The organism is Microbacterium paraoxydans (assembly GCF_019056515.1).
In the GTDB taxonomy this organism is placed as follows: Bacteria; Actinomycetota; Actinomycetes; order Actinomycetales; family Microbacteriaceae; genus Microbacterium.
Genome location: NZ_CP064873.1, coordinates 2,270,823 through 2,290,079 on the forward strand (window position 1 = coordinate 2,270,823; position 19,257 = coordinate 2,290,079).

The window sequence follows — 19,257 nt, forward strand, 5'->3', positions numbered from 1 at the left end:
TAACTAACTACGGAGATCCCACTTCGGCACGATGCGGACGCGGCCGATCCCTCTGCCCTGAGTGATGAGCACCGCAGCGGCTACCTTCATCAGCGCCTGTCGGCGTTCGAACGTCTCGAGCGAGCGCCACGCGGCGGCGAGGGTGACGGCGACCTGACGCACGTCGGCTTCGCGCTGCGCGTTAACGAGCTCGAGCGACTTCTGGCGTGATGTCAGGCTGCTCCGCTCGGCGTCGAGCTTGCGGATCGTCGCCTGGTAGGCGGCTTCGGGGATCGTCTTGTCGATCGCCTGTATCGTCAGCGTCGCCATGCGTTCGTCGATGCGCGCCACCTTGCGGTCGATCGCCTCAGCGTCGTTCACCGAGCGAACGCGGCGCTTCGTCGTCGCCACGCGGGCGGCGAGCAGCGCATCGGTATCCTCCGCGAGCGCGAGAACCCACTCGGTGACCGCCGCCTCCGCGATCTCGTCGCTGATGGTGACGACGGTTCGTCCGAGGCCCTTCGATCTGGCGGCGGTTGTGCAGATGTACCGGTGGTGTGAGTAGTGCATGCGGCCGCCGCAGTCGGCGCAGTAGATGAGCCCGGTGAGGAGGTGCCGCGCCTCGATGGAGCGGGACGGCTCGGACAGCTCGAGGCGGCGTGCCCAGTATGTGGCCCACTCCTCGGCGCTGATCACCGCCTCGTGCGCACCGGGGTAGAAGTTCCACTGCGCCTTCGGGAGGCGCTTGTTCTTCCACCCCGGACGGTGAACGATAAGCCCAGCGCCGAAGCCTCCGTCGAGCATCTGGAACAGGTTCGAGTTGACCCACGGGAGCCCCTGCGAGGTGAGGATCCCCTGCTCGTTCAGCCAGCGGGTGATGCGCCCGGATCCGTCGCCTCTGAGGGCGCGGCGGTAGATCTCGGCGAGGATCGGCCCGGTGACCGGGTCCGGCTCGAATCGCCCGTCGACGAGCTGGTATCCGAACCGCTGGTGACCACCGTGGGGCAGGCCTGCGCGGCGTCGCCGGTCGTGCGTCTCTTTCCACTGCTCACCAATGAGCTCGGACTGGTAGGCGTTCAGCTCGCCGAGCATGCCGCGGGCGAAGCGTCCGGATGCGGTGGCGGACTCGATCGGCTCGGTGGCGGAGAGGATCGCGCCGCCGAGTGTGTCGACGCGGTCGAGGGCGACGGCCCAGCGGAGCCGTTGGCGGCCGACGCGGGAGAAGCGCCAGACGAGGATGACCTCGTACTCCCCCGCTTCCATGCGCGCGATCGATTCGTCGAGGCGTGGCCACCAGGCGGACTTCCGGTCTGACCCGGACTCGTCGATGCCTTCGACCCAGTCGACGATCTCGACGCCGTTCTGGTCGGCGCACTGCTGGATCGCGGTGCGTTGCATCTCGGGCGAGGTCATGCCCTCGCGCTCTTTGGAGACGCGGATCATGCCGATGCCGCGGCGGCGAGCTCTCGGCGCGGCTGCGTCGCGGAGCGCTCGCATCAGCCGACCTCGACGCGGTGGTGGTACTGGCCGGCGCCCATGCGCGGCGCGACGTAGGTGGTGTCGCCGATACGCTGCAGTACGCGCTGGTAGGCGTGCACGATCTCGTCGATGACGTCGAGGTCCTGCGCCATGAGCGCCACGTTGCCGTCGCGGAGGTGCTCCACCTCGCGGTAGTGCTTGTGCTCGATGAGGCGCAGCGCCGCCCACTCGTCTGCTCGGCGCTCCTGCTTCGCGTTGACGGGCCCGAACTTCGACGGGACGTCGCCGAACACGGCATGGCAGAGCTCGTGCGCGAACACGGAGCGCAGCAGGCGGCGGGACATGCCCTCCTGAAGCCGGATCGTGTTCGTCTTCGCGTTGTAGTCGCCGTCGCGGTCGAGATGCGCGAGGTCGGTGTGGATCACCCGCACCCCCAGCGCTGCCGCCATATGGAACAGCGGTGCGGTCACTCCATGTCCTCCCCCCGGTCACTGGCCCGCGGACGCGCGGCCAGGTCATAGTTCTCCTGATCTTCGCTGAGGGCAGGGACATCGGCGCGGATCTGGGCGCGGCGGTAGATCTCGGTGAGGTCGATGCCGGCGACGGTCGCGAGGTGGTTGGAGACGTCGAGGACGAAGTCGAGGGAGACGCGCGCGGTGCGGTCCTTCCCGGTCGGCGTGAGGTGCCGGTAGAGCGTCTTGTACGACATGCCGAGGGCCTCTGCGGCGATCTCGAGCGTGCCGTAGTGCCCGAGTAGGGCGAGGCGCAGCTGCGTGCGGATTGCGTCGGCCAGTTCGTTTCCCATGACGGAAAGACTAGTACCCATTTCTGGGAACGCAATGCAACGATTCGGGAAACTTGTAGAGAATCTACTTCCCAATTGTGGGAAACATAGAACATCCGTTCTTAACTCGCACTTCCCACAAGTGGGAACTAACGTTCTGGATATGGGAAACAGCGAACTGGCGGTGAACAACATCACCCGCCTCATCGAACAGCAGGAACGGTCGATCGCCTGGCTGTCGCGAGTCACCGGAATTCCGTACAAGCGACTGCTCGCGGAGCTCAAGCACCGCACCAAGCCGATGTCGCTCGACACGGCTCTGGCGGCGGCGAAAGCGCTCGGCGAGGAGCTTCCGGCGCTGGTAGCGGCATGACTCGCGACGAGTGCCTGGCCGACCTGGCCGAGTACCTCGCCGAGGTCGTCACAGCGAACGACGCCGCGCCTGCTGCGGCCTGACCACACGGAAACGCCCCCGTTGCAGCGGGGGCGAATCACGACATGAAAGGGAGCACTACAGATGCTCACGAAGATTATACCGGGCGAAGCCACTCGACCCGTATCCGCTCGCGTCGCTGCAGACGCACACCCACTTCCGGATCTGGGGTCCGGGAAGCCGGCTGGCGCTTCCGGCAAGGCCGACCGGGACACGGTGGGGACCGCTGCCCCGGTCGCGTCCCCGTGGCTCCGTGTCGCCTTCTGGCTCTCGATTTCCGTCGCAGGGTTCGCCCTCGGATGGACGGTCGGCGGTCACGTCGACATGGTGACGGGGGCCGGTGCTGTCGGCACCGTCGCTGCGGCTCGGCTCCACCGCCACTCGGGAATTGCGTCATGAGCTACGACGCCGCTCCGTTCATCCAGGAGATCGCGGAGTCCGACGTGTTCGGTGCTGCGAAGCAGGTCGCCGAGCAGCGCGCCGAGGCCGTCGACCTTACGGGCGCGTTCCTCGAGACGGTCTGCCCGAGCTGCGATCGCACGGTCGGCGCGCTCGTCATCGACGGCCCCGACCCGGTCTTCGTCGACGTCCAGTGCCCGCTCGCCGGATGCGGCCACGAGTGGACGGAGGCGATCACGTGATCCTCCTCCGCTGGATCGCAATCCTCTGGGCCGCGATCTGCCTCATCGGCCTGACATTCGCCTCACGCGGCTGGCTCTCCACCATGCTCACCGCTGTCTTCGCAGCCCTCTTCATCTTCATCCTCTGGACCTTCGGCACGTTCGCCCGGTCCGATCCGAACTCTCGAAAGGCCCCCGACATGGCTTCCGACCTGGACACCGCTCGGCACCGTCTCTCCATCGCCCGTACCGATGTCATCAACGCCGAGGACGCCCTCAGCGCAGCGCTCCGCCGCCGCGATGCCGCCGAGGAAGCGTTGTACCGCGCCGAGGAGGAAGACCTCGGAGGTGCGGCATGACTTTCGACGTCGTTCACGTCCAGCCGGACACTCCGGAGTGGGAGCAGGAGCGGCGCAGCAGCATCGGCGCGTCCGAACTCGCCGCCGCGATGAACCTCTCCCCCTATGCAACCCCGCTCGACGTGTACAAGCACAAGCAGGGAATCGATCGCCCGTTCGACGAGCTGCTGTCCTTCATCGGTCACGAGTCCGAGCACATCATCGAGAAGTGGGTGCACCAGTTCTCCGGCCTCGACGTCGCGCTGCGGCCGGCGTTCATGGCCCGCTCGGTCGAGTACCCGTTCCTGCACGCGTCGTTCGATCGCGTTAGCGAAGATCCGTTCACAACGTGGCAGTTCAAAACGGCGCACCACTACACCGGGCACAAGTGGGATGACGGGATCCCGACCGACATCCGTGTGCAGGTGCAGGGCGAGATGCTCGTCGCCGGCACACGCCGTGCCGCCGTCGTCGTGTGGATCGGCGGGCGGGAGTTCCGCCTGTTCTGGGAGGACCGCGATGACCGGTTCATCCGTGAACACCTGATCCCCGCCGCCCGCGACCTCTGGGCGCGCGTCCAGGCCGGCGACCCGCCGCCGCCGTCGACCATCGCGGAGGTCAACGAGGTCAGCACGGTCGACCGCCCCGTGGAGCTCTCAGACCGGGCGTTCGAGACCTTCGAGCGGATCCAGGTCCTCAACAGCGACATCAAGGCGCAGGAGGAAGAACGGGACGCCCTCAAGGTCGCATTCGCACAGTACGTCGGCTCGGCCGACACCCTCACCCGCGACGGCCGGAAGGTCGGCACGTGGAAGCAGCAGAAGGGCCGGGTCGGGTTCGACCGTGAGGGCTTCGCCCTCGATCACCCGCGCCTCGCCGCGAAGTACACCCGCACGGGCGCGCCGTTCCGCGTGCTCCGCGCCACGAAGCAGAAGGAGCAGAGCAAGTGACGAAGGACCTGTCCACCGCGGCCGCCGCGGCGAAGACCCAGCCGACGATGAAGGACCTCGTCGAGGCGCAGCTGCCCGCGATCGAGCGTCAACTTGGCGGGGCCATGAACTCCGACGCGTTCGTGCGCGCGGTGCTCTCCGAAATCGGGAAGTCCCCCGACCTGATGAACGCCGACCCGAAGACCCTCCTCGGCGGCGTCATGCTCGCCGCGCAGCTGCGCCTGGAGATCGGCTCCGGCCTCGGCGAGTTCTACCTCACCCCGCGGAAGGACCACGGCCGGCAGATCTGCCTTCCGATCATCGGGTACCAGGGCATGATCAAGCTCGCGCTGCGCTCCGAGTACGTGCTGAACGTGCAGGCGTTCCTCGTCCGTGAGGGTGACGACTTCGCCTACGGCGGGAACTCCGAGCGTGGCATGTTCTACGACTGGACGCCGAAGGACTTCGAGGAGTCCCGCCCGTGGATCGGCGTCGTCGCGACCGCGAAGATGCGCGGCGGCGGAACCACCTGGGTGTACCTCACCCGCACGCAGGTCATCGACCGGCGCCCGTCGTACTGGCAGTCCACCCCGTGGAAGACCAACGAGGACGAGATGGTCAAGAAGACCGCCGTCCGCGCGCTCGCGAAGTTCCTCCCGAAGTCGACCGACCTCGGCCGAGCGCTCGAGGCCGACGAGGCGAAGGTGCAGCACCTCAAGGGCGTCGACGAGGTGCAGGTCACACGTCTCGACGACGAACCGGACAAGTTCGTCGTGCGGGAGCAGGACCCCATGTCCCGCACCCCGGAGGAGCAGGCCGAGGACGAGGCGGCGCAGCGATGACCATCGTCGACATCCCTACGCCCGCGCGGTCACGTGGCCGCCGTCGCGTGCCGTGGCACCGCATCCAAATCACCGCCGGGTGCTGGCTGTGGATCGGGCCCGTGTGGAAGGGGTATGGCAAGTCGGGCGGGACGACCGCGCACCGGCACGTCTGGGCCGCCCTCGGCCGCACGATCGCGCGCGGCCTCGAGCTGGACCACCTCTGCCGGGTACCGCTGTGCGTGAACCCGGACCACCTGGAGCCCGTCACCCGCGCGGAGAACGCTCGCAGGCGTTCGCGCGCGCAGGTCTCGTGCGTCAACGGTCACGACTACACGCCCGAGAACACCTACATCAGGCCCGACGGGCACCGCGACTGCCGGACATGCATCCGCGCACGCGTCGCAAAGTACGCCCGAAGCCACCAGATCGGAGCAGCGGCATGAACCTCTCAGTTGCTGTGGTACTCCCGCAGCTGGGCCTCAAGTTGGGGGAGCGTCATCTCGTCGTTCGGCCGGTCGTACTTACTGGCGACCGGCGCGACAGCGAGGCTGACGCCGTTGCTCAGAACCAGCGTGACGTCCGTGATGTTCTCTGCGTCACCGAGGTAGCCAGTGACCGTGACCTGTTCGGCATAACCGACGGCGAAGGCCGACTGACCGGAGCGGCGGATATTGCCGAAGGATTCCTCAGCGAGTTGGAGCAAGATCTTCGCGGTCTCGTCGGAGACGTCGATGGTCAGGCTGCCGTAGTAGATGCGCTTCATGCCGGCACTCTATCGGGGGTGACCCGATGAGCGCGCTCAAGTCGCCGGTGCAGTACTTCGGTGCGAAGCAGCAGATCGCGGAGCAACTCGTCGCGCTGATGCCTGCGCACATCGGGTACATCGAGCCCTACGCCGGGTCGCTCTCCGTCTTACTGGCGAAGCCCGAGTCGAAGATCGAGGTCGTCAACGATCTCGACGAACGCCTCATGACGTTCTGGCGAGTGCTGCGCGACCGTCCAGAGGAGCTGCTCCACGTTGCGGAGTGCACGCCGCACTCCCGCGAGGAGCTCGAGCGCGCCGCGCGACTGGACGCTGAGACGGACCTCGAGCTCGCACGTCAGGTCTGGGTCATGTTGACGCAGGGGCGATCGCGAACGATGAAGCGCACCGGTTGGCGGTTCTACGCCGACCCTCGCGGAACGAACGCATCGTTCGCGACGTACATGAGCGCGTACCGTCGTCGGCTTCTTCCCGCGGCGGAACGACTTCTGAACGTCTCCCTCGAGAGCCGCCCGGCGCTCGAGGTGATCAAGAAGTACGGGGCTCACGCCGACAACCTGCTCTACGTCGATCCGCCGTACGTTCACTCGACGCGACGAGGCGCGCGCTACACGCACGAGATGACCGAAGGCGATCACCGCGAGATGGCCCGGGTGCTGCGAGCGTGCAGCGCATCCGTGATGCTCTCCGGCTACGCCTCCGAACTGTACGACGAACTGTTCGGCGACTGGCACCAGGTCCAGATCAGCGCCCGATCCGACAACGCCGTCGACCGCGACGTCGTCGAAGTCGTCTGGGCGAACCGCCCTGTCGGGAACTTCCTGTGGCACGACGAGGTGAGGACGTGAGGAATCTGCCGTGGGGCGCCGCCCCGGACACCCATCCCCGCGAAGTGCGCACGCCGTGCCGGCGCCGCTGCTGCTGGACACCGCTCGGTCACTCGACCGTCCGAGACCACCTGCCCGCCACCCACCCGCTGGCGTGCCACTGCCACCGAGAGGAGACGAAGCGATGACCGTGACCATGGCGACGAAGAAGGCCGTCATCGAGCGTGACGGCGGGTTCTGCCTCCTGGCCCTGCCAGGCTGCAGCGGTGAGGCGCAGACGACGGACCACCGCGCGAACCGCGGCTCCGGCGGGTCCACGATCCTCGACGACCCGGCGAACCTCGTCGCGGCCTGCACGCTCTGCAACGGCGCGAAGGCGGACGCCGGCGGGCTGACGCTCATGGAGCTTGAGGAGCGCGGCCTGTGGGTGCGGAAGGACTCCACGAACGCGAAGACCCTGCAGCGGTCACGCGAGACGCCGGTGGAGTACCTCGACGGCGAGCGGTTCTATCTCGTCTCCGCGACCGAGCGGCGACACATCAGCGAAGGGAGGCCCGACCGTGACGTGGTTCAAGGTCGATGACGGGTTCTGGTCGCACCCGAAGACGGCGATGCTGTCCGACGCGGCGGTGACGCTGTGGGTCCGGGCGGGAGCGTACTCGTGCCAGCACCTCACCGATGGGCTGATCGCCCGGCCTGTGCTCCGCCTCGTCGGCACCGCTGAGGCGGCGGCCGAGCTGGTCGCCGCGCAGCTGTGGATGGTCGACGGCGACGGATGGCGGTTCCACGACTGGGCGGAGTACCAGGAGACGTCCGAGACGGTGAAGAAGCGCCGGGAGGAGGCGCGGGATCGTCAGCGCCGTGCGCGTGCGTCACGGGACGAGAAGCGCAGTCGGTCACAGGGTGAGTCACGCGTGACATACGACGTGACCGACGGCGTGAGTTCGCAACCCCCGACCCGACCCGACCCGACCCGACCCGACCTCCCCTCTACTGACGTAGAGGGGACGCGCGAGGCGCGCTCCCCCTTCTGCGAGAAGCACCAGCCCAACGGCCCCGGCGGGAAGGCATGCCGAGCATGCGGTGACGCGCGGATGGCGTACACGCTCTCCGGTGCGGCGATGAAGTCCGCACCGATCCCGTTCACGGTCGTCCCCGGTGCCCGGTGCCCCGACGGGAAGCACACGCTGCTGCCCGACGGCACGTGCACACGGTGCGAGTACCGGGCGGAGGTCGCCTGATGGACGGCTACCTGCCGGTGAAGGTCCTCGTCCCCCTCGACGTCTTCGCGACGCTGCGCGCAGAGGCCGAGGCCCGGGGCATCACAACCACTCAGCGCATCGCCCAGCTGCTCGCGCCGACGAAGCAGGGCGGCCGCCGGCTGAGGTCCGGCCGACACAGCGGCTACACGACCGCCGCCGGCGAAGAGATCACGACCGACCGCCGCTTCGGGCGCTCCTGGGCTGAGGCCGGGGCTCCGTTCGGCATCACCGAGAAGACGGCCAAGGCGTGGGCGGCGAAGTACGCCACCGAAGTCAGAGAACAGAACATGCGCGACCGCGCAGAAAGGAACGCATCGTGAGCAAGGACACGCAGATCCCCGTCGGGGAGTTCATGAAGATCCGCGACGCCGTCGCCGGCGAGCTGCGGAAAGGCGCGAGCGCCCAGACCCAGAAGACGACGCTCGTGCGGCAGGCGGAGCAGCTGCTCATCAGCGGCTTCATCGACATCGACACCGTGCGCGAGGCCCTCGCCACGCCGACGAACCACCAGACGCTCGGACACCCCGACACCGTTACGACCGACGAGGAGAACTGACCATGAGCAACACGAACCAGTTCGTTGGGCGCGAGGAGACGCTCGCTTCCATCGGCGTCGACGTCAAGACGCTCGGATTCGTCGGCCTGACCTTCGACCCGCTCGAAGTCCGCCAACAGCTGGACAGGCAGAGCTGGGGCGTTCGCATCGTCGAGAGCGACTACGTCTATGCACCCGACGGTGACTTCCGTCACTGGGTACAGGGCCCTGTCGCCGAGCGAAGCGCGCACGTCACTGCGAAGTACGGTCTCCTCACCGCCGCGCACGAGCGCACGGAGATCGTCAACGACCTCATCGGATGGCCTCGCGAGGTGTCCGTCGAGGTCGTCGGCATCGAGGTCTTCCCGTCGCCGTACCCGGATCTCCCGTACGGATGCCTGGTCGCGCGCCTCGGCGGCGACGAACTCGCCGAGATGAACGCCGCGCTGAGCGTCCTGCCGCACGTCGACTCGTTCGCCGAATACAAGCCCCATCTCACGCTCGCCTACCTGCGGCCCGAGGTCGCGACCTACGCCGGAATTCCTGAGGCCCAGTCCTGGCTGCTCGGGAAGCAGTTGCGCGTCACCGGCATCGACTACGGGCGCGTCTACGGAGAGGTGAACTGATGTCCGGCGAGACCGTGATCACCGTGGTCGGCAACCTGACCGCCGACCCCGAGCTGCGGTACACGCAGAACGGCCTCCCGGTCGCGAACTTCACGATCGCGTCGACGCCGCGGAACTTCGACAAGGCGAAGAACGAGTACGTCGACGGGGAGGCGCTGTTCCTCCGCGCGTCGTGCTGGCGTGAGTTCGCGGAGCACGCCGCCGGCAGCCTCACGAAGGGCATGCGCGTCATCGCGCAGGGCCGTTTGCGTCAGCGCTCCTACCAGGACCGCGAGGGCAACCAGCGCATCGCGATCGAGCTGGAGGTCGATGAGATCGGCCCCTCGCTCCGGTACGCGACTGCGCAGGTCACGCGTGCAGCACGGCCGGAGGGCGGCCAGGCGGACCGCGGCCGCACGGAAACCGCGACGGACACCGGATGGGCCACGACGCCCGCCGGAGGCGCACAGGATGCGTGGCAGGCACCGGGAGGGTTCGGCGATGACACACCGTTCTGACCACGGCCGCCCGCTCGAGGCGCAGCTCGCGACCGCCCGGATGCTGCTCGGCCAGTACGCCGCGCAGATCGACGAGTACGACGGGATGAACCGGGAGCAGCGGCGCACCCCCCGCGGCCGCGACCTCGCATCCCGCATAACCGGACTCCGCGCCGGACTCAAGAAGTGGATGACCCGCGCCGCCGAACTCGAGAAGGCGCTCGAAGACGAACCGCATACCGACAACGAGACCGAAGGACATGAAGCATGACAAGGATCATCGGAGGCGGCAGCCTCAAACTCGACACCCGATCGATGCTTCCCGTTGCCTCGGGCACCTGCTACAGCGGTGGCTGCGAACGACGAGCAGTGACATTCGCCTACTCGTCGACCGGCTACGCGATCGGCCGCGATGGGCTGATCCCCGTCTGCCGCCGACACCTGCTCGTCTATCGCATCGGAAAGGGCAGCGGCGGCCCGTGGCAGGCGGAGGATGAGTTCGCGCAGCTGCGGTTCTGCCGCCGCTCCCGGTGGCGCTGGCTCGCTCAGTGGCGGATCCTCCTCGATCAGCGGGCAGCGCTCGCAGGGCGCGAGTCGCGAGGGCAGCGCCGCCTCAGGATCTCCAGGGATGCCGAGAATCGGAGGCACGTATGAACCAGATCCTCTGCGTCGCGGGGTGGCCCGGCGTCCCCTCGGTCGCACCGTGCAAGGCCGCCGACGTCCACCTGGAGACCTGCACAAGCGACGACTGCCGGGGATGCTTCCCGCGGTCGGCGGAGCGCGGGTTCCTGTGCGCGTCGCACTTCGACCGCGTCGAGCACGCCCTGGCTCGGTGGGACGACTTCTCCCGCCGGGCCCGGCAGTTGGGCATGTCAAAGGCCGTCCAGCGCGACAACGCCGGCGTGCGCACGACCGCCGAAGGGCACGTGAACCTCACGGGCGTGTACCTCGCGCTCGACGAGTGCCGACGCTTCCTGAGCAGCGAACCGGGCACCGCGGAGATGTGGGTGCAGACCGAGGCCGGCGCCGCCGACGCCATCCAGTTCGCGGCCGCCGCCGAACGCGCCTACCGCTCCCACGAGGTCGAGGAACGCCCTCACCGGATCCGCCGGGTCCGATGCCCCGAATGCCAGCAGCAGATGATCTGGCACCCGCCCGCCTGGTACGAGGGCCACGTGACCGTGAAGTGCTCGAACGACGAGTGCCGGCACGTGCTGAACCAGGACGAGTACGAAGAACTGGAGAACGCATCATGACCGACCACAGCACCGAACAGCTCGCGCTGTACATGAACGCCCGCGACGTCCGCGAATACGGCACGGCCGCATGGGACAGCCTCGACCTCGCGGGGCAGGAGGCGTACCTCAAGGACGCGACGGCGTTCGTCACCGCGATGAAGGCGATCGGGTGGGAACAGCCCCCAGCAAATGACCCCCTCGCCACACCCGTCGAGCGACCACCCGTCACGCTCCCTGACGGCCGCGTGGTCTATCCCGGCGACAACCGCTTCGCCGTCCGAGTCCGCACGATGTACGGCGTCCTCGACGAGCAGATCGTCGAGGCGTCGAATCTCGTCGAGGCGCTTCACACCGCGGCCAAGGTTCCACTGCCCGGGTGGTTCAAGACGATGGAGGAGCAAGCATCGTGACCGCTCTGCGTGCTGCTGGGGGTGCGCGATGAGCGACTACACGCCAACCACGGAGGAGGTGCGGGAGTTCATCGAGGCCGCCGATCGCGTCATCGCGGGCATGGTCGCGGGGTCGTCTGCGGTTGAGGCGTTCGACCGCTGGCAGGCTGCTCATGATGCCGAGGTGCGGGCTGGTGTCGTAGCCGAGGAACCGGAAGGCCGGCGCTGGTTCTCCGCCGCCTATCGAGCGCAGAACGGGAACATCATTCCGATCGGGGAAGAGACCGTGCTCGCAGAGTACGCACAGAAGACGGTCGACAAGTTCTCGCGTGAGGACGACGAAGGCCCGGACTACTTCTTGGCGTCTCGCATCCTCCCGCCGTGGGTGCCGGTGAAGCAGGAAGGAGCCGACGATGCCTGAGCCGAAGGAGTGGGTCACGGTCAAGGAGGCCGCGTTCCTCGCTGGCCGCAACGTCCGCCAGATCTACCGGTGGATCGACGCCGGCCGCCTCGCCACTCGACAGAGCATCGGCGGTGTCACCCTCGTCCTGTCGAAGGCCGTCGCCCGCATCGAGGCCGAGGTGAAGCGCGGTCGACCGAGAGGATCCGCGACACGCAGATGACACGACACACATCCGACGTGCATTAATTCGTCAAAGCCGTCACGATGGAAACAGCAGGACGAGTCTGTCCACAGCACGAAGCCCCGGCCCTCACTCGAGGATCACCGGGGCTTCGGCCGTGAGTCACTCCGCGTGACCGCCTGGTTGCGGACCGCCCGCCGCGTAGCGAACAGCCAGCGCTGCATCCCGAAGGATCTTCGCGCGATTCGACGGGCTCAGCCCCTTCGAGTCCTCAATGATCTCCACCGCGGCACTGTGCACAGCACGCCGTGCATCGTCGTAAGTTGCCATCTGCTTCTCCCTCCATGCTGACCCCCGCACCCTGCGCACGAGTACCGCACAGCATAGGACCGGCCACGGACATCACCGACGACGGCCATGCGTTGGCAGACCTCCGCGCACCACCTCGACCCCGTCGACAGCGTAGATCCGGCGATCAGCTGGTCTCGGATTCGCCCGACGCTTAGCCTCACTCGCTGCGCCGAAAGCCGCGCGCCTCTCCCGCTCCCCGGGATTGGTCCGCGAGAACGGCGCGCCGCGTCGAGGCGACCGTTTCTCCGGCTCCTCGCACCGCACACCATCAGCCGTCTCATGAATCGACATGCGGCCATCGCTACGGAGCGCATGCGACTCCCGACACACAGTGCACACCCTGAACTGCAGCATCCCCACAGCATCCCAGAACCACAGCGGATCAGGCCAGGCGCCACCGCGAACGCGTACAGGCTGCGCACGATGAGGTGACCGCCATGGCTCAAGGTCGCCCGGTCGAAGCCGCTACACGCGCACGCGCGATAGAACTCATCCAGGGCGGAGCGCCTCGGAACGCTGTGGCCCGCGAGTTGGGTATCGCCCCGTCGTCCGTGTCAGGGATCGCCCGTGACGCTGGCCTGTCGTTCGATCGCGCGACTCAGACGGCGTCGGCGACCGCTGCCCGCCAGCACGATCTCAAGGTGCGTCGGCTGGAGTTGATCGACGAGCTCGTGGCAAAGGCTGCGGATCATCTCGTGGCGATCGATCAGCCGTTCCTCGCGTTCAGCTTCGGCGGCAAGGAGAACGAGTACAACGAGCACCTGCTGGATCGGGCGCCGACTGGCGACATCCTGAACCTGCACCGTGCCGCGTCGCTCGCGTTGAAGGACGCCCGCGAGCTGATCAAGGACGACGACGATCAGGGTGTCGGCGAGGCCGAGTCGATGCTGATGAACCTGATCCTCGAGCTGGGGCTGAATGAAGATGAGTGACGTCGACGAGGCGGAGAAGTCGGACGTTCTCGGCCCGCAGCAGATGCGGTCGCTTCGCGAGTCGAAGGCCCGCGTGAACATCTTCGAGGGCGCGATCCGGTCTGGGAAGACGATCGTTTCCCTGCTGCGCTTCCTCATGGCGGTGCTGTTCGCGTCGGGTGGCGTGATCGTGGTGATCGCCCGTACCCGTGATTCCGCGTACCGGAACGTGTTCGAGCCGCTGATGAATCCGGCGCTGTTCGGTCCTCTCGCCCGGCTCGTGCACTACACGGCTGGCGCACCGACAGCGCGCATCCTCGGCCGCACGGTGCATGTCCTCGGCGCGTCCGACGCGAAGTCCGAGAAGGTGCTTCGTGGTCTGACGGTCGCGCTCGCCTACGTCGACGAGGTCACCGTCATCCCCGAGGAGTTCTTCACCCAGCTCCTCGGCCGCATGTCGCCCCCGAAGGCGAAGCTGTTCGGCACGACGAACCCCGACTCCCCTGCGCACTGGCTCAAGGCGAAGTTCCTCGACCGGATCGGTGGGACGCTCACCGGGTGGCGGTCATGGCACTTCCGCCTCGACGACAACCCGGCGCTGTCGGAGGAGTACAAGAGCCAGATCAAGTCCGAGTTCACGGGCCTCTGGTACCGCCGCTTCGTGCAGGGCGAATGGGTTGCAGCTGAGGGCGCGATCTACGACATGTGGGACCCCGAGAAGCACACGATCCCGTGGGACGACCTGCCGCCGATGCGTGAGCTGCTGTGCGCGGCCGGCGACTACGGCACCACGAACCCGACCGTGTTCGGCATCCTCGGGATCAGCGACGAGGTCGATGAGTGGGGCAACCCGGCTCCGCGCCTCATCCTGGTCGACGAGTGGACGTACGACTCGAAGGTCACGCACAAGGCCGTCACCGACGCCGAGCTGTCCGAGCAGTTGCGGGCATGGCTCGCGAAGGGCGGGCACACGCCCCGCGACGCCGACCGGCGCCTCAAGCCGCGACACACGATCCTCGACCCGTCGGCGGCATCATTCCGGGTGCAGCTGCACCAGGACGGCGTGAATTCCACCCCCGCCGACAACGACGTGCTGTACGGCATCCGCCTGCTCGCGTCCCTACTCGGCTCCGGGAAGTACGTCGTCGCCCGCCCCACGGAGAAGAACCCCGACCGCGGCTGCCCCCGTTTCATCCAGGAAGCACCGGGCTATGCCTGGGACCCGAAGGCCACCGTCAAAGGCGAGGACAAGCCGCTCAAGGTCGCCGACCACTCACTCGACCAGGCCCGTTATGGCGTGGTCACCACCGAATCGATCTGGCGTCACCACGTGAAGCTCGCCGCCTGAGAGGACGAACGCCATGCCCTCGATGCCCTGGCCTCCCGCACCGTTCGACACCGCGCTCGCGCAGTTCGAGGAGTGGGATGGCCTGTACACGGGCGTCACCCGTGTCGCTGGCGTCTCCCCAGCGGCGACACACGTGCACAACGGCGTTCCCCATCAGGGCGGGCTCGTCGGCGCGTACAACCGGACCATGTTCGGGCGTCCCGTCGTCCCCGGCGAAAACCGCACGTCCGTGCACATCCCGATTGCTGGCGACCTGGCGCAGCTGTCGTCGGAGCTGCTGTTCGCTGAGGCCCCGAAGATCCTGCTCCCCGACTGGGAGAAGGGCAACAAGGCCGCGCAGGAACGCCTCGAGCTGATCGTCGCCTCCGACGAGGGCCACGCCGAACTGCTCCGCTCCGGCGAGTACGCGGCAGCGCACGGCGGCACCTACCTGGCTGTCGCGTGGGATGCCGAGGTACGCGACCACGTCTGGTTCCGCTCGTACCGGGCCGACTGCGCGATCCCTGAGTTCCGGTACGGGATGCTGTTCGCCGTCACCGTGTGGACCGAGTACGCAGTGAAGGGCAAGGTGTATCGGCTCCTCGAACGGCACCGCCCCGGGTACATCGTGTACTCGCTGTGGCGCGGGTCCGAGCATGAGAAGGGCGAGCAGGTCCCGGTCGACGAGATCCCGGACACCGCGCACTACGCGAAGATTACCCCGAAGGTGGACGCCGACCGTCTCCCCGAGGCGGCGACGCTCGACATCATCACCCCGACCGGTGTTCCGTGGTTGACATGCGAGTACTACCCGAACATGCTCCCGAACCCGACGTGGGACCGTGAGGGCGCGCTCGCGAACCTCGGCCGGTCGGACTACTTCGGCATCGAGGACCTGTTCGGCACGGCCGACTTCCTCTGGTCGTCGCTGATCCGCGACTTCGTGAACGGGCAGGGGCGCCTCATCGTCCCCGAGTCGTACCTCGACACCGCGGGTCGCGGGCAGGGCGCGTCGTTCGACCCGTTCCGGCAGGTGTTCGCCACGCACGGCGGCCTCGACCGCGGCAAGGACGGCAACGCGATCGAGCAGGTCCAGTTCGCGCTCCGCGTCGAGGAGCACGTGAAGGGCATCGAGGCCGTGAAGCGGCAGATCGCCCAGTCCGCCGGCTACTCGGTGGCGCACTTCGGCATCCACGACCAGATCACCCGCACGGCGACCGAGGTCACGGACAACAAGGCCGACAGTGAGCGCACCCGCGACAAGAAGGCCCTGTACGTCCGCCCGGCACTGTCCCGGCTGGCGCGCACGGCTCTCGCGATCGACGGTCTCCTGTTCCGCGGGAAAGGCGGCGCGACGATCGACGGCCTCCCGGACGTGGTGTTCGCGGACGTGTCGCAGGTCGACCCGGAACGCAACGCCCGCACGATTCAGATGCTCGACGCTGCGAAGGCGATCTCCACGCTCGTGAAGGTCCGCGCCGCGCACCCCGAGTGGGACGAGACCGCGGTCGCCGAGGAAGTCGCCCGTATCCAGGCGGAGCAGGGCATGACCGCGCCGGACCCGGCCACGTTCACCGGAGGCGACGATGAGTGATCAGTGGTGGTCCTGGGCTCTGACGATCGTCGGCGTCGCCTGCTTCTTCCTCGCCGGTCGGAAGATCTGGTGGGCGTGGTACGTCGGCCTCGCCGGACAGATCACCTGGCTCGCCTACTCGCTCATTACCGAGCAGTGGGGCTTCCTCGTCGGCGTCCTGCTCTACACGTTCGTGTACACGGGCAACGCCGGGCGATGGACACGCGAGAGATTCGTGAAGGCGGCCCCAGCGAGGTTCGCTGGCGATGAGTAGCGCGCGTCGATGGTTGGTGACAACTCATGTCACGGGCAAGCCCCGTGCCGTCGAGGTTCGGCTGTACTCCGACGTCAACCACCTGCGAGGTGCGGCCACGCGGCACAGCCAATGGTCGGGAAAGCGCGATGAGTCATTCGCCCACGCTGTCGGCGTCTGCCATGGCTTCACCCGCAGCCGAATCGGCTCGGACGGCGAGTGGCACGAGGACGAGACGGTCGCGATCATCCGCCTCGCGGCGACACACATCTCCCCGCTCATCGTCATCCATGAGGCCGCACACGCCGCGCAGCACATCTACGGGCTCGATTATGACGACGGCAAGCCTCTCGAGGATCACATGCACTCTGGCAACGAGGACTTCGCTCATCTGATGGGCGAACTCGCCGCCGCGATCTGGGGCATCTTCGCAGCCGCAGCCGACGAGTGACCATTTTCGTCGGGTGACGAAAATGGTCTGACCGAAGGAGTGACCCGTGGCGGTGTACGTCCCCGACCCCGACGGCATCCCGGCCGACGAGCTGATCGAGCTGCTCGGCTGGGAGCTGGCGGAGCGGTTCACGGACGCCGAGAACGTGATGCTCGCCGAGGTCGCGCGCCGTGCACGCCAAATCATCCTCCTGGAGGCCGCGGGCATCGAAGCCGCTGACGAGGTCGCCCGGATGCGGGTGTCGCAGGAACTGTCGATGGAGCGGGCGCTCGCGTACCGGGCGCTGCAGGACCTCGCGCGCGACGTCGTCCGCGATATCCGCGACCGGGGCCTCGCCGAGTGGCTGATCGACATCGCAGCGAAGGAGGGCGAGGCGGCGGCCGCGGCACGGCTTCAGCTCGCCCGCCGCATCCCCGGCCGCGTGTTCCCGGGCTCGGCTTTACAGGCGGTCGGCGCGCTCACCCTCGACCTGTCGTCGCGGCTGGAGGCGCTCGAGCAGCGCATCCTCCGCTTCCCGCAGGACGTGTACCAGCAGGTGATCTCCGAGACCGCCCCGCGGGTGCTTCTCGGCGCCGAGAACTACGTGCTCAACCAGCGCACGGCAGTGCAGCGGTTCCTCGACCGCGGCGTGACCGGGTTCGTGGACCAGTCGGGCCGCCGGTGGACGATCGGTGCCTACGCGGAGATGGCCGGCCGCACTGCCTCGGCGCGTGCGTGGAATGACGCGAGCGTGTGGCGGATGCAGCAGGCCGGGCTGAACCTCGTGACTGTGCAGGGCGGGTTCGACGCCTGCAGGAAGTGCGCGCCCTGGATCGGGAAGGTCCTGTCGACGGACGGCACGACGGGCACGATCACGCTCCCCCACGCCACCCAGGACCGCACGCTCACCATCACGATCCACGGGACGGTAGAGCAGGCGCGCGCCGCCGGCTGGGGTCACCCGAACTGCCGCGACCGCCTCACCGCGTACCTCCCCGGGCTGTCCATCTCGCAGGCCGACTTCCAGTACAACAAGGCCGCGGAGAAGGAGCGGGCGCTGCACCGCGAACTTGAGCGCGAGGTGCGTGCCGCGAAGCGCCGAGAAGCGACCGCAATGGACGACACGTCCCGCGCGCGAGCACGCCGCGACATCGCCGACGCTCAGACCGAGCTGCGCGAGTTCACCCGCGAGACGGGTCGGAAACGGCAGTCGTACCGCGAGCAGCTCCACTTCGCCGACGGGCGATCCTGAACCATCCCGGCAGGGGTCAACGCGCAACCAACGGTCGTCACACCGGGCTCCACGCGAAGGCTGCTCACGACGCGCTCACCTTTCGGCGCGAGGTAGACCTGCCCCTGCCGGGAACCTGTCACTCGTCCTTGTACATCTGATCCGCGAGCGCCGCCACCGCGAGCGACAGCTTGTTCACCGCCAGCGCCAGCCGTTGCGTGTCCGCGTCGTCGGTCAGGTTCTTCGCCGCGTTGGCGTCCTTCGCTGCCTCGTTCGCCAGGTCGCGCGCATCTCGGTATGACATCTCGATCTCCTCTGATCCGGGGTGCCCACCCTACAAGCCCCGTGCCGTCGTCGGCCCTGCACTGCGACGGCACGGCCCCTTCTTCCCGCGCAGGGCGGGATGGACGCCAGGTGCGTCACCAACCGGAACCCAGGAGGCTCCACATGCCCGACGAAGACCCCACCCCGAACCCGCAGCCCACGCCTCCGGCACCGCAGCCGGCTCCGCCGAAGCCGCCGTGGGGTGACAACCCCGACCTGTACGACCCGGAGAAGGCCGCGAGCCTGATCGCTGGCCTCCGCGCCGACAAGGCCGCCGCCGACCAGCGCACCGCCGACGCCGTCGCGCAGGCCGTGCAGACCGCGCAGGCCGAGTTCACACAGAAGATCGGGAAGTCCCTCGGCCTCGTCGCCGACGACACCCCCGCCTCGGCCGAGGAGGTGACCGCGTCGATCCGCGAGAAGGACGACACGATCACCGCGCAGGCCGACCGCATCAAGGAGCTGACCGCAACGAACGCGGTCCTCCGCTTCGCTGGCGATCTGAACGCAGACGTCACCGAACTCACCGACTCCACCAGCTTCCAGCGGAAGCTCGTGGCCCTCGACACCAGTGCCAGCGACTACGACTCCCAGGTGGAGGCGCTGATCAAGGACGCCGTCGACAACAACGCCCGCTTCCGTAAGACCCAGGTGGCCTCCCGGAGCGGCGGAGAAACACCCCCCAGCGGAGGTCTGCCGTCCGGCGACCCCGACGACATCGAAGCCCTTCGGAAGAAGCGGCTCGAGGAGCGCTCGAAGTAGCGCAGAGAG

32 protein-coding genes are annotated in these 19,257 nt (G+C 67.8%); 26 read left to right on the forward strand and 6 right to left on the reverse strand.

The window, feature by feature from the left end:
- Positions 1-3 precede the first annotated feature (3 nt).
- Genes IZR02_RS10960 through IZR02_RS10970 form a run of 3 tightly spaced genes read right to left on the reverse strand, consistent with a single transcriptional unit; the run spans position 4 to position 2,263 of the window.
- A complete protein-coding gene (locus IZR02_RS10960; protein WP_217316418.1) occupies positions 4-1,476 on the reverse strand; it encodes a recombinase family protein in 1,473 nt (490 codons plus the stop codon).
- The gene (locus IZR02_RS10965; protein WP_217316419.1) at positions 1,476-1,928 is read right to left on the reverse strand and encodes an ImmA/IrrE family metallo-endopeptidase; all 453 of its coding nucleotides are present in this window, start codon (positions 1,926-1,928) and stop codon (positions 1,476-1,478) included. The genes IZR02_RS10960 and IZR02_RS10965 overlap by 1 nt, the downstream gene beginning before the upstream one ends.
- A complete protein-coding gene (locus IZR02_RS10970; protein ID WP_217316420.1) occupies positions 1,925-2,263 on the reverse strand; it encodes a hypothetical protein in 339 nt (112 codons plus the stop codon). Before IZR02_RS10970 ends, IZR02_RS10965 begins: the two co-directional genes overlap by 4 nt.
- Before the next feature lie 142 nt (positions 2,264-2,405).
- On the opposite strand from IZR02_RS10970, the gene IZR02_RS10975 reads away from it, so the two are divergent.
- From IZR02_RS10975 to IZR02_RS11000, 6 genes are all read left to right on the forward strand, one after another.
- Positions 2,406-2,615 carry a hypothetical protein gene (locus tag IZR02_RS10975; protein ID WP_217316421.1) on the forward strand — a complete coding sequence of 70 codons (210 nt, stop codon included), beginning with the start codon at positions 2,406-2,408 and terminating at the stop codon, positions 2,613-2,615.
- A 455-nt stretch (positions 2,616-3,070) separates the two neighbouring features.
- The gene (locus tag IZR02_RS10980) at positions 3,071-3,316 is read left to right on the forward strand and encodes a hypothetical protein (RefSeq protein ID WP_217316422.1); all 246 of its coding nucleotides are present in this window, start codon (positions 3,071-3,073) and stop codon (positions 3,314-3,316) included.
- On the forward strand, positions 3,313-3,654 hold the full coding sequence (locus IZR02_RS10985) for a hypothetical protein (RefSeq protein WP_217316423.1): 342 nt from the start codon (positions 3,313-3,315) through the stop codon (positions 3,652-3,654). Before IZR02_RS10980 ends, IZR02_RS10985 begins: the two co-directional genes overlap by 4 nt.
- Positions 3,651-4,583: a YqaJ viral recombinase family protein gene (locus IZR02_RS10990; RefSeq protein WP_217316424.1), complete on the forward strand. Its 933-nt coding sequence runs from the start codon at positions 3,651-3,653 to the stop codon at positions 4,581-4,583. Before IZR02_RS10985 ends, IZR02_RS10990 begins: the two co-directional genes overlap by 4 nt.
- Positions 4,580-5,404 carry a recombinase RecT gene (locus IZR02_RS10995; RefSeq protein WP_217316425.1) on the forward strand — a complete coding sequence of 275 codons (825 nt, stop codon included), beginning with the start codon at positions 4,580-4,582 and terminating at the stop codon, positions 5,402-5,404. The genes IZR02_RS10990 and IZR02_RS10995 overlap by 4 nt, the downstream gene beginning before the upstream one ends.
- A complete protein-coding gene (locus IZR02_RS11000; protein ID WP_217316426.1) occupies positions 5,401-5,829 on the forward strand; it encodes an HNH endonuclease signature motif containing protein in 429 nt (142 codons plus the stop codon). Before IZR02_RS10995 ends, IZR02_RS11000 begins: the two co-directional genes overlap by 4 nt.
- A 5-nt stretch (positions 5,830-5,834) precedes the next feature.
- Here the strand turns inward: IZR02_RS11000 and IZR02_RS11005 are convergent, their stop codons facing one another.
- Positions 5,835-6,149, reverse strand: a complete 315-nt coding sequence (locus tag IZR02_RS11005; protein ID WP_217316427.1) for a hypothetical protein — start codon at positions 6,147-6,149, stop codon at positions 5,835-5,837.
- A gap of 26 nt (positions 6,150-6,175) precedes the next feature.
- Here IZR02_RS11005 and IZR02_RS11010 point away from each other — a divergent pair, with 26 nt between their 5' ends.
- From IZR02_RS11010 to IZR02_RS11070, 13 genes are all read left to right on the forward strand, one after another.
- On the forward strand, positions 6,176-6,997 hold the full coding sequence (locus IZR02_RS11010) for a DNA adenine methylase (protein WP_217316428.1): 822 nt from the start codon (positions 6,176-6,178) through the stop codon (positions 6,995-6,997).
- 163 nt (positions 6,998-7,160) lie between these two features.
- On the forward strand, positions 7,161-7,559 hold the full coding sequence (locus IZR02_RS11015) for an HNH endonuclease (protein ID WP_217316429.1): 399 nt from the start codon (positions 7,161-7,163) through the stop codon (positions 7,557-7,559).
- Complete coding sequence (locus IZR02_RS11020) at positions 7,537-8,217, forward strand: hypothetical protein (RefSeq protein WP_217316430.1); 681 nt, start codon at positions 7,537-7,539, stop codon at positions 8,215-8,217. The genes IZR02_RS11015 and IZR02_RS11020 overlap by 23 nt, the downstream gene beginning before the upstream one ends.
- Positions 8,217-8,558 carry a hypothetical protein gene (locus tag IZR02_RS11025; RefSeq protein ID WP_217316431.1) on the forward strand — a complete coding sequence of 114 codons (342 nt, stop codon included), beginning with the start codon at positions 8,217-8,219 and terminating at the stop codon, positions 8,556-8,558. Before IZR02_RS11020 ends, IZR02_RS11025 begins: the two co-directional genes overlap by 1 nt.
- Entirely contained in the window at positions 8,555-8,794 is a 240-nt protein-coding gene (locus tag IZR02_RS11030) for a hypothetical protein (protein ID WP_217316432.1), read from the forward strand. Before IZR02_RS11025 ends, IZR02_RS11030 begins: the two co-directional genes overlap by 4 nt.
- Before the next feature lie 2 nt (positions 8,795-8,796).
- Positions 8,797-9,399, forward strand: coding sequence for a 2'-5' RNA ligase family protein (locus IZR02_RS11035; RefSeq protein ID WP_217316433.1), 603 nt, complete (start codon positions 8,797-8,799; stop codon positions 9,397-9,399).
- Positions 9,399-9,896 carry a single-stranded DNA-binding protein gene (locus tag IZR02_RS11040; protein ID WP_217316434.1) on the forward strand — a complete coding sequence of 166 codons (498 nt, stop codon included), beginning with the start codon at positions 9,399-9,401 and terminating at the stop codon, positions 9,894-9,896. The genes IZR02_RS11035 and IZR02_RS11040 overlap by 1 nt, the downstream gene beginning before the upstream one ends.
- Positions 9,880-10,146 carry a hypothetical protein gene (locus IZR02_RS11045; RefSeq protein ID WP_217316435.1) on the forward strand — a complete coding sequence of 89 codons (267 nt, stop codon included), beginning with the start codon at positions 9,880-9,882 and terminating at the stop codon, positions 10,144-10,146. The genes IZR02_RS11040 and IZR02_RS11045 overlap by 17 nt, the downstream gene beginning before the upstream one ends.
- A complete protein-coding gene (locus IZR02_RS11050) occupies positions 10,143-10,529 on the forward strand; it encodes a hypothetical protein (RefSeq protein WP_217316436.1) in 387 nt (128 codons plus the stop codon). The genes IZR02_RS11045 and IZR02_RS11050 overlap by 4 nt, the downstream gene beginning before the upstream one ends.
- Complete coding sequence (locus IZR02_RS11055) at positions 10,526-11,131, forward strand: hypothetical protein (protein WP_217316437.1); 606 nt, start codon at positions 10,526-10,528, stop codon at positions 11,129-11,131. Before IZR02_RS11050 ends, IZR02_RS11055 begins: the two co-directional genes overlap by 4 nt.
- Complete coding sequence (locus IZR02_RS11060) at positions 11,128-11,523, forward strand: hypothetical protein (protein ID WP_217316438.1); 396 nt, start codon at positions 11,128-11,130, stop codon at positions 11,521-11,523. The genes IZR02_RS11055 and IZR02_RS11060 overlap by 4 nt, the downstream gene beginning before the upstream one ends.
- 28 nt (positions 11,524-11,551) lie before the next feature.
- Positions 11,552-11,923, forward strand: coding sequence for a hypothetical protein (locus IZR02_RS11065; RefSeq protein ID WP_217316439.1), 372 nt, complete (start codon positions 11,552-11,554; stop codon positions 11,921-11,923).
- The gene (locus IZR02_RS11070) at positions 11,916-12,125 is read left to right on the forward strand and encodes a helix-turn-helix domain-containing protein (RefSeq protein ID WP_217316440.1); all 210 of its coding nucleotides are present in this window, start codon (positions 11,916-11,918) and stop codon (positions 12,123-12,125) included. Before IZR02_RS11065 ends, IZR02_RS11070 begins: the two co-directional genes overlap by 8 nt.
- Before the next feature lie 123 nt (positions 12,126-12,248).
- Here the strand turns inward: IZR02_RS11070 and IZR02_RS11075 are convergent, their stop codons facing one another.
- The gene (locus IZR02_RS11075; RefSeq protein ID WP_217316441.1) at positions 12,249-12,416 is read right to left on the reverse strand and encodes a hypothetical protein; all 168 of its coding nucleotides are present in this window, start codon (positions 12,414-12,416) and stop codon (positions 12,249-12,251) included.
- A gap of 458 nt (positions 12,417-12,874) precedes the next feature.
- Between IZR02_RS11075 and IZR02_RS11080 the strand changes: the two genes are divergently transcribed.
- The 6 genes from IZR02_RS11080 to IZR02_RS11105 are packed head-to-tail and all read left to right on the forward strand — an operon-like array spanning position 12,875 to position 18,183.
- Positions 12,875-13,369: a hypothetical protein gene (locus IZR02_RS11080; RefSeq protein WP_217316442.1), complete on the forward strand. Its 495-nt coding sequence runs from the start codon at positions 12,875-12,877 to the stop codon at positions 13,367-13,369.
- Positions 13,362-14,696 carry a PBSX family phage terminase large subunit gene (locus tag IZR02_RS11085; RefSeq protein ID WP_217316443.1) on the forward strand — a complete coding sequence of 445 codons (1,335 nt, stop codon included), beginning with the start codon at positions 13,362-13,364 and terminating at the stop codon, positions 14,694-14,696. The genes IZR02_RS11080 and IZR02_RS11085 overlap by 8 nt, the downstream gene beginning before the upstream one ends.
- A 13-nt stretch (positions 14,697-14,709) precedes the next feature.
- Positions 14,710-16,269: a hypothetical protein gene (locus tag IZR02_RS11090; protein ID WP_217316444.1), complete on the forward strand. Its 1,560-nt coding sequence runs from the start codon at positions 14,710-14,712 to the stop codon at positions 16,267-16,269.
- Entirely contained in the window at positions 16,262-16,522 is a 261-nt protein-coding gene (locus IZR02_RS11095; protein WP_217316445.1) for a hypothetical protein, read from the forward strand. The genes IZR02_RS11090 and IZR02_RS11095 overlap by 8 nt, the downstream gene beginning before the upstream one ends.
- Positions 16,523-16,538: 16 nt before the next feature.
- Positions 16,539-16,952: a hypothetical protein gene (locus tag IZR02_RS11100; protein ID WP_217316446.1), complete on the forward strand. Its 414-nt coding sequence runs from the start codon at positions 16,539-16,541 to the stop codon at positions 16,950-16,952.
- 46 nt (positions 16,953-16,998) lie between these two features.
- On the forward strand, positions 16,999-18,183 hold the full coding sequence (locus IZR02_RS11105; protein WP_217316447.1) for a phage minor capsid protein: 1,185 nt from the start codon (positions 16,999-17,001) through the stop codon (positions 18,181-18,183).
- 118 nt (positions 18,184-18,301) lie between these two features.
- Here the strand turns inward: IZR02_RS11105 and IZR02_RS11110 are convergent, their stop codons facing one another.
- Positions 18,302-18,466 carry a hypothetical protein gene (locus tag IZR02_RS11110; protein ID WP_217316448.1) on the reverse strand — a complete coding sequence of 55 codons (165 nt, stop codon included), beginning with the start codon at positions 18,464-18,466 and terminating at the stop codon, positions 18,302-18,304.
- A gap of 143 nt (positions 18,467-18,609) precedes the next feature.
- Here IZR02_RS11110 and IZR02_RS11115 point away from each other — a divergent pair, with 143 nt between their 5' ends.
- Entirely contained in the window at positions 18,610-19,248 is a 639-nt protein-coding gene (locus tag IZR02_RS11115; protein ID WP_217316449.1) for a hypothetical protein, read from the forward strand.
- Positions 19,249-19,257 lie beyond the last annotated feature (9 nt).

Excerpts from the sequence above, each read along its gene's own strand:
- IZR02_RS11025 (WP_217316431.1), top strand. The coding sequence starts at position 8,217 with ATGGACGGCTACCTGCCGGTGAAGGTCCTCGTCCCCCTCGACGTCTTC.
- IZR02_RS10990 (WP_217316424.1), top strand. The coding sequence starts at position 3,651 with ATGACTTTCGACGTCGTTCACGTCCAGCCGGACACTCCGGAGTGGGAG.
- IZR02_RS11010 (WP_217316428.1), top strand. The coding sequence starts at position 6,176 with ATGAGCGCGCTCAAGTCGCCGGTGCAGTACTTCGGTGCGAAGCAGCAG.
- IZR02_RS11005 (WP_217316427.1), bottom strand. The coding sequence starts at position 6,149 with ATGAAGCGCATCTACTACGGCAGCCTGACCATCGACGTCTCCGACGAG.
- IZR02_RS10975 (WP_217316421.1), top strand. The coding sequence starts at position 2,406 with ATGGGAAACAGCGAACTGGCGGTGAACAACATCACCCGCCTCATCGAA.
- IZR02_RS10980 (WP_217316422.1), top strand. The coding sequence starts at position 3,071 with ATGAGCTACGACGCCGCTCCGTTCATCCAGGAGATCGCGGAGTCCGAC.
- IZR02_RS11060 (WP_217316438.1), top strand. The coding sequence starts at position 11,128 with ATGACCGACCACAGCACCGAACAGCTCGCGCTGTACATGAACGCCCGC.
- IZR02_RS11035 (WP_217316433.1), top strand. The coding sequence starts at position 8,797 with ATGAGCAACACGAACCAGTTCGTTGGGCGCGAGGAGACGCTCGCTTCC.
- IZR02_RS10960 (WP_217316418.1), bottom strand. The coding sequence starts at position 1,476 with ATGCGAGCGCTCCGCGACGCAGCCGCGCCGAGAGCTCGCCGCCGCGGC.
- IZR02_RS11055 (WP_217316437.1), top strand. The coding sequence starts at position 10,526 with ATGAACCAGATCCTCTGCGTCGCGGGGTGGCCCGGCGTCCCCTCGGTC.
- IZR02_RS11095 (WP_217316445.1), top strand. The coding sequence starts at position 16,262 with ATGAGTGATCAGTGGTGGTCCTGGGCTCTGACGATCGTCGGCGTCGCC.
- IZR02_RS11115 (WP_217316449.1), top strand. The coding sequence starts at position 18,610 with ATGCCCGACGAAGACCCCACCCCGAACCCGCAGCCCACGCCTCCGGCA.
- IZR02_RS11015 (WP_217316429.1), top strand. The coding sequence starts at position 7,161 with ATGACCGTGACCATGGCGACGAAGAAGGCCGTCATCGAGCGTGACGGC.
- IZR02_RS11045 (WP_217316435.1), top strand. The coding sequence starts at position 9,880 with ATGACACACCGTTCTGACCACGGCCGCCCGCTCGAGGCGCAGCTCGCG.
- IZR02_RS11075 (WP_217316441.1), bottom strand. The coding sequence starts at position 12,416 with ATGGCAACTTACGACGATGCACGGCGTGCTGTGCACAGTGCCGCGGTG.
- IZR02_RS11040 (WP_217316434.1), top strand. The coding sequence starts at position 9,399 with ATGTCCGGCGAGACCGTGATCACCGTGGTCGGCAACCTGACCGCCGAC.
- IZR02_RS11085 (WP_217316443.1), top strand. The coding sequence starts at position 13,362 with ATGAGTGACGTCGACGAGGCGGAGAAGTCGGACGTTCTCGGCCCGCAG.
- IZR02_RS11110 (WP_217316448.1), bottom strand. The coding sequence starts at position 18,466 with ATGTCATACCGAGATGCGCGCGACCTGGCGAACGAGGCAGCGAAGGAC.
- IZR02_RS10970 (WP_217316420.1), bottom strand. The coding sequence starts at position 2,263 with ATGGGAAACGAACTGGCCGACGCAATCCGCACGCAGCTGCGCCTCGCC.
- IZR02_RS11070 (WP_217316440.1), top strand. The coding sequence starts at position 11,916 with ATGCCTGAGCCGAAGGAGTGGGTCACGGTCAAGGAGGCCGCGTTCCTC.
- IZR02_RS11080 (WP_217316442.1), top strand. The coding sequence starts at position 12,875 with ATGGCTCAAGGTCGCCCGGTCGAAGCCGCTACACGCGCACGCGCGATA.
- IZR02_RS11000 (WP_217316426.1), top strand. The coding sequence starts at position 5,401 with ATGACCATCGTCGACATCCCTACGCCCGCGCGGTCACGTGGCCGCCGT.
- IZR02_RS11065 (WP_217316439.1), top strand. The coding sequence starts at position 11,552 with ATGAGCGACTACACGCCAACCACGGAGGAGGTGCGGGAGTTCATCGAG.
- IZR02_RS11090 (WP_217316444.1), top strand. The coding sequence starts at position 14,710 with ATGCCCTCGATGCCCTGGCCTCCCGCACCGTTCGACACCGCGCTCGCG.
- IZR02_RS11050 (WP_217316436.1), top strand. The coding sequence starts at position 10,143 with ATGACAAGGATCATCGGAGGCGGCAGCCTCAAACTCGACACCCGATCG.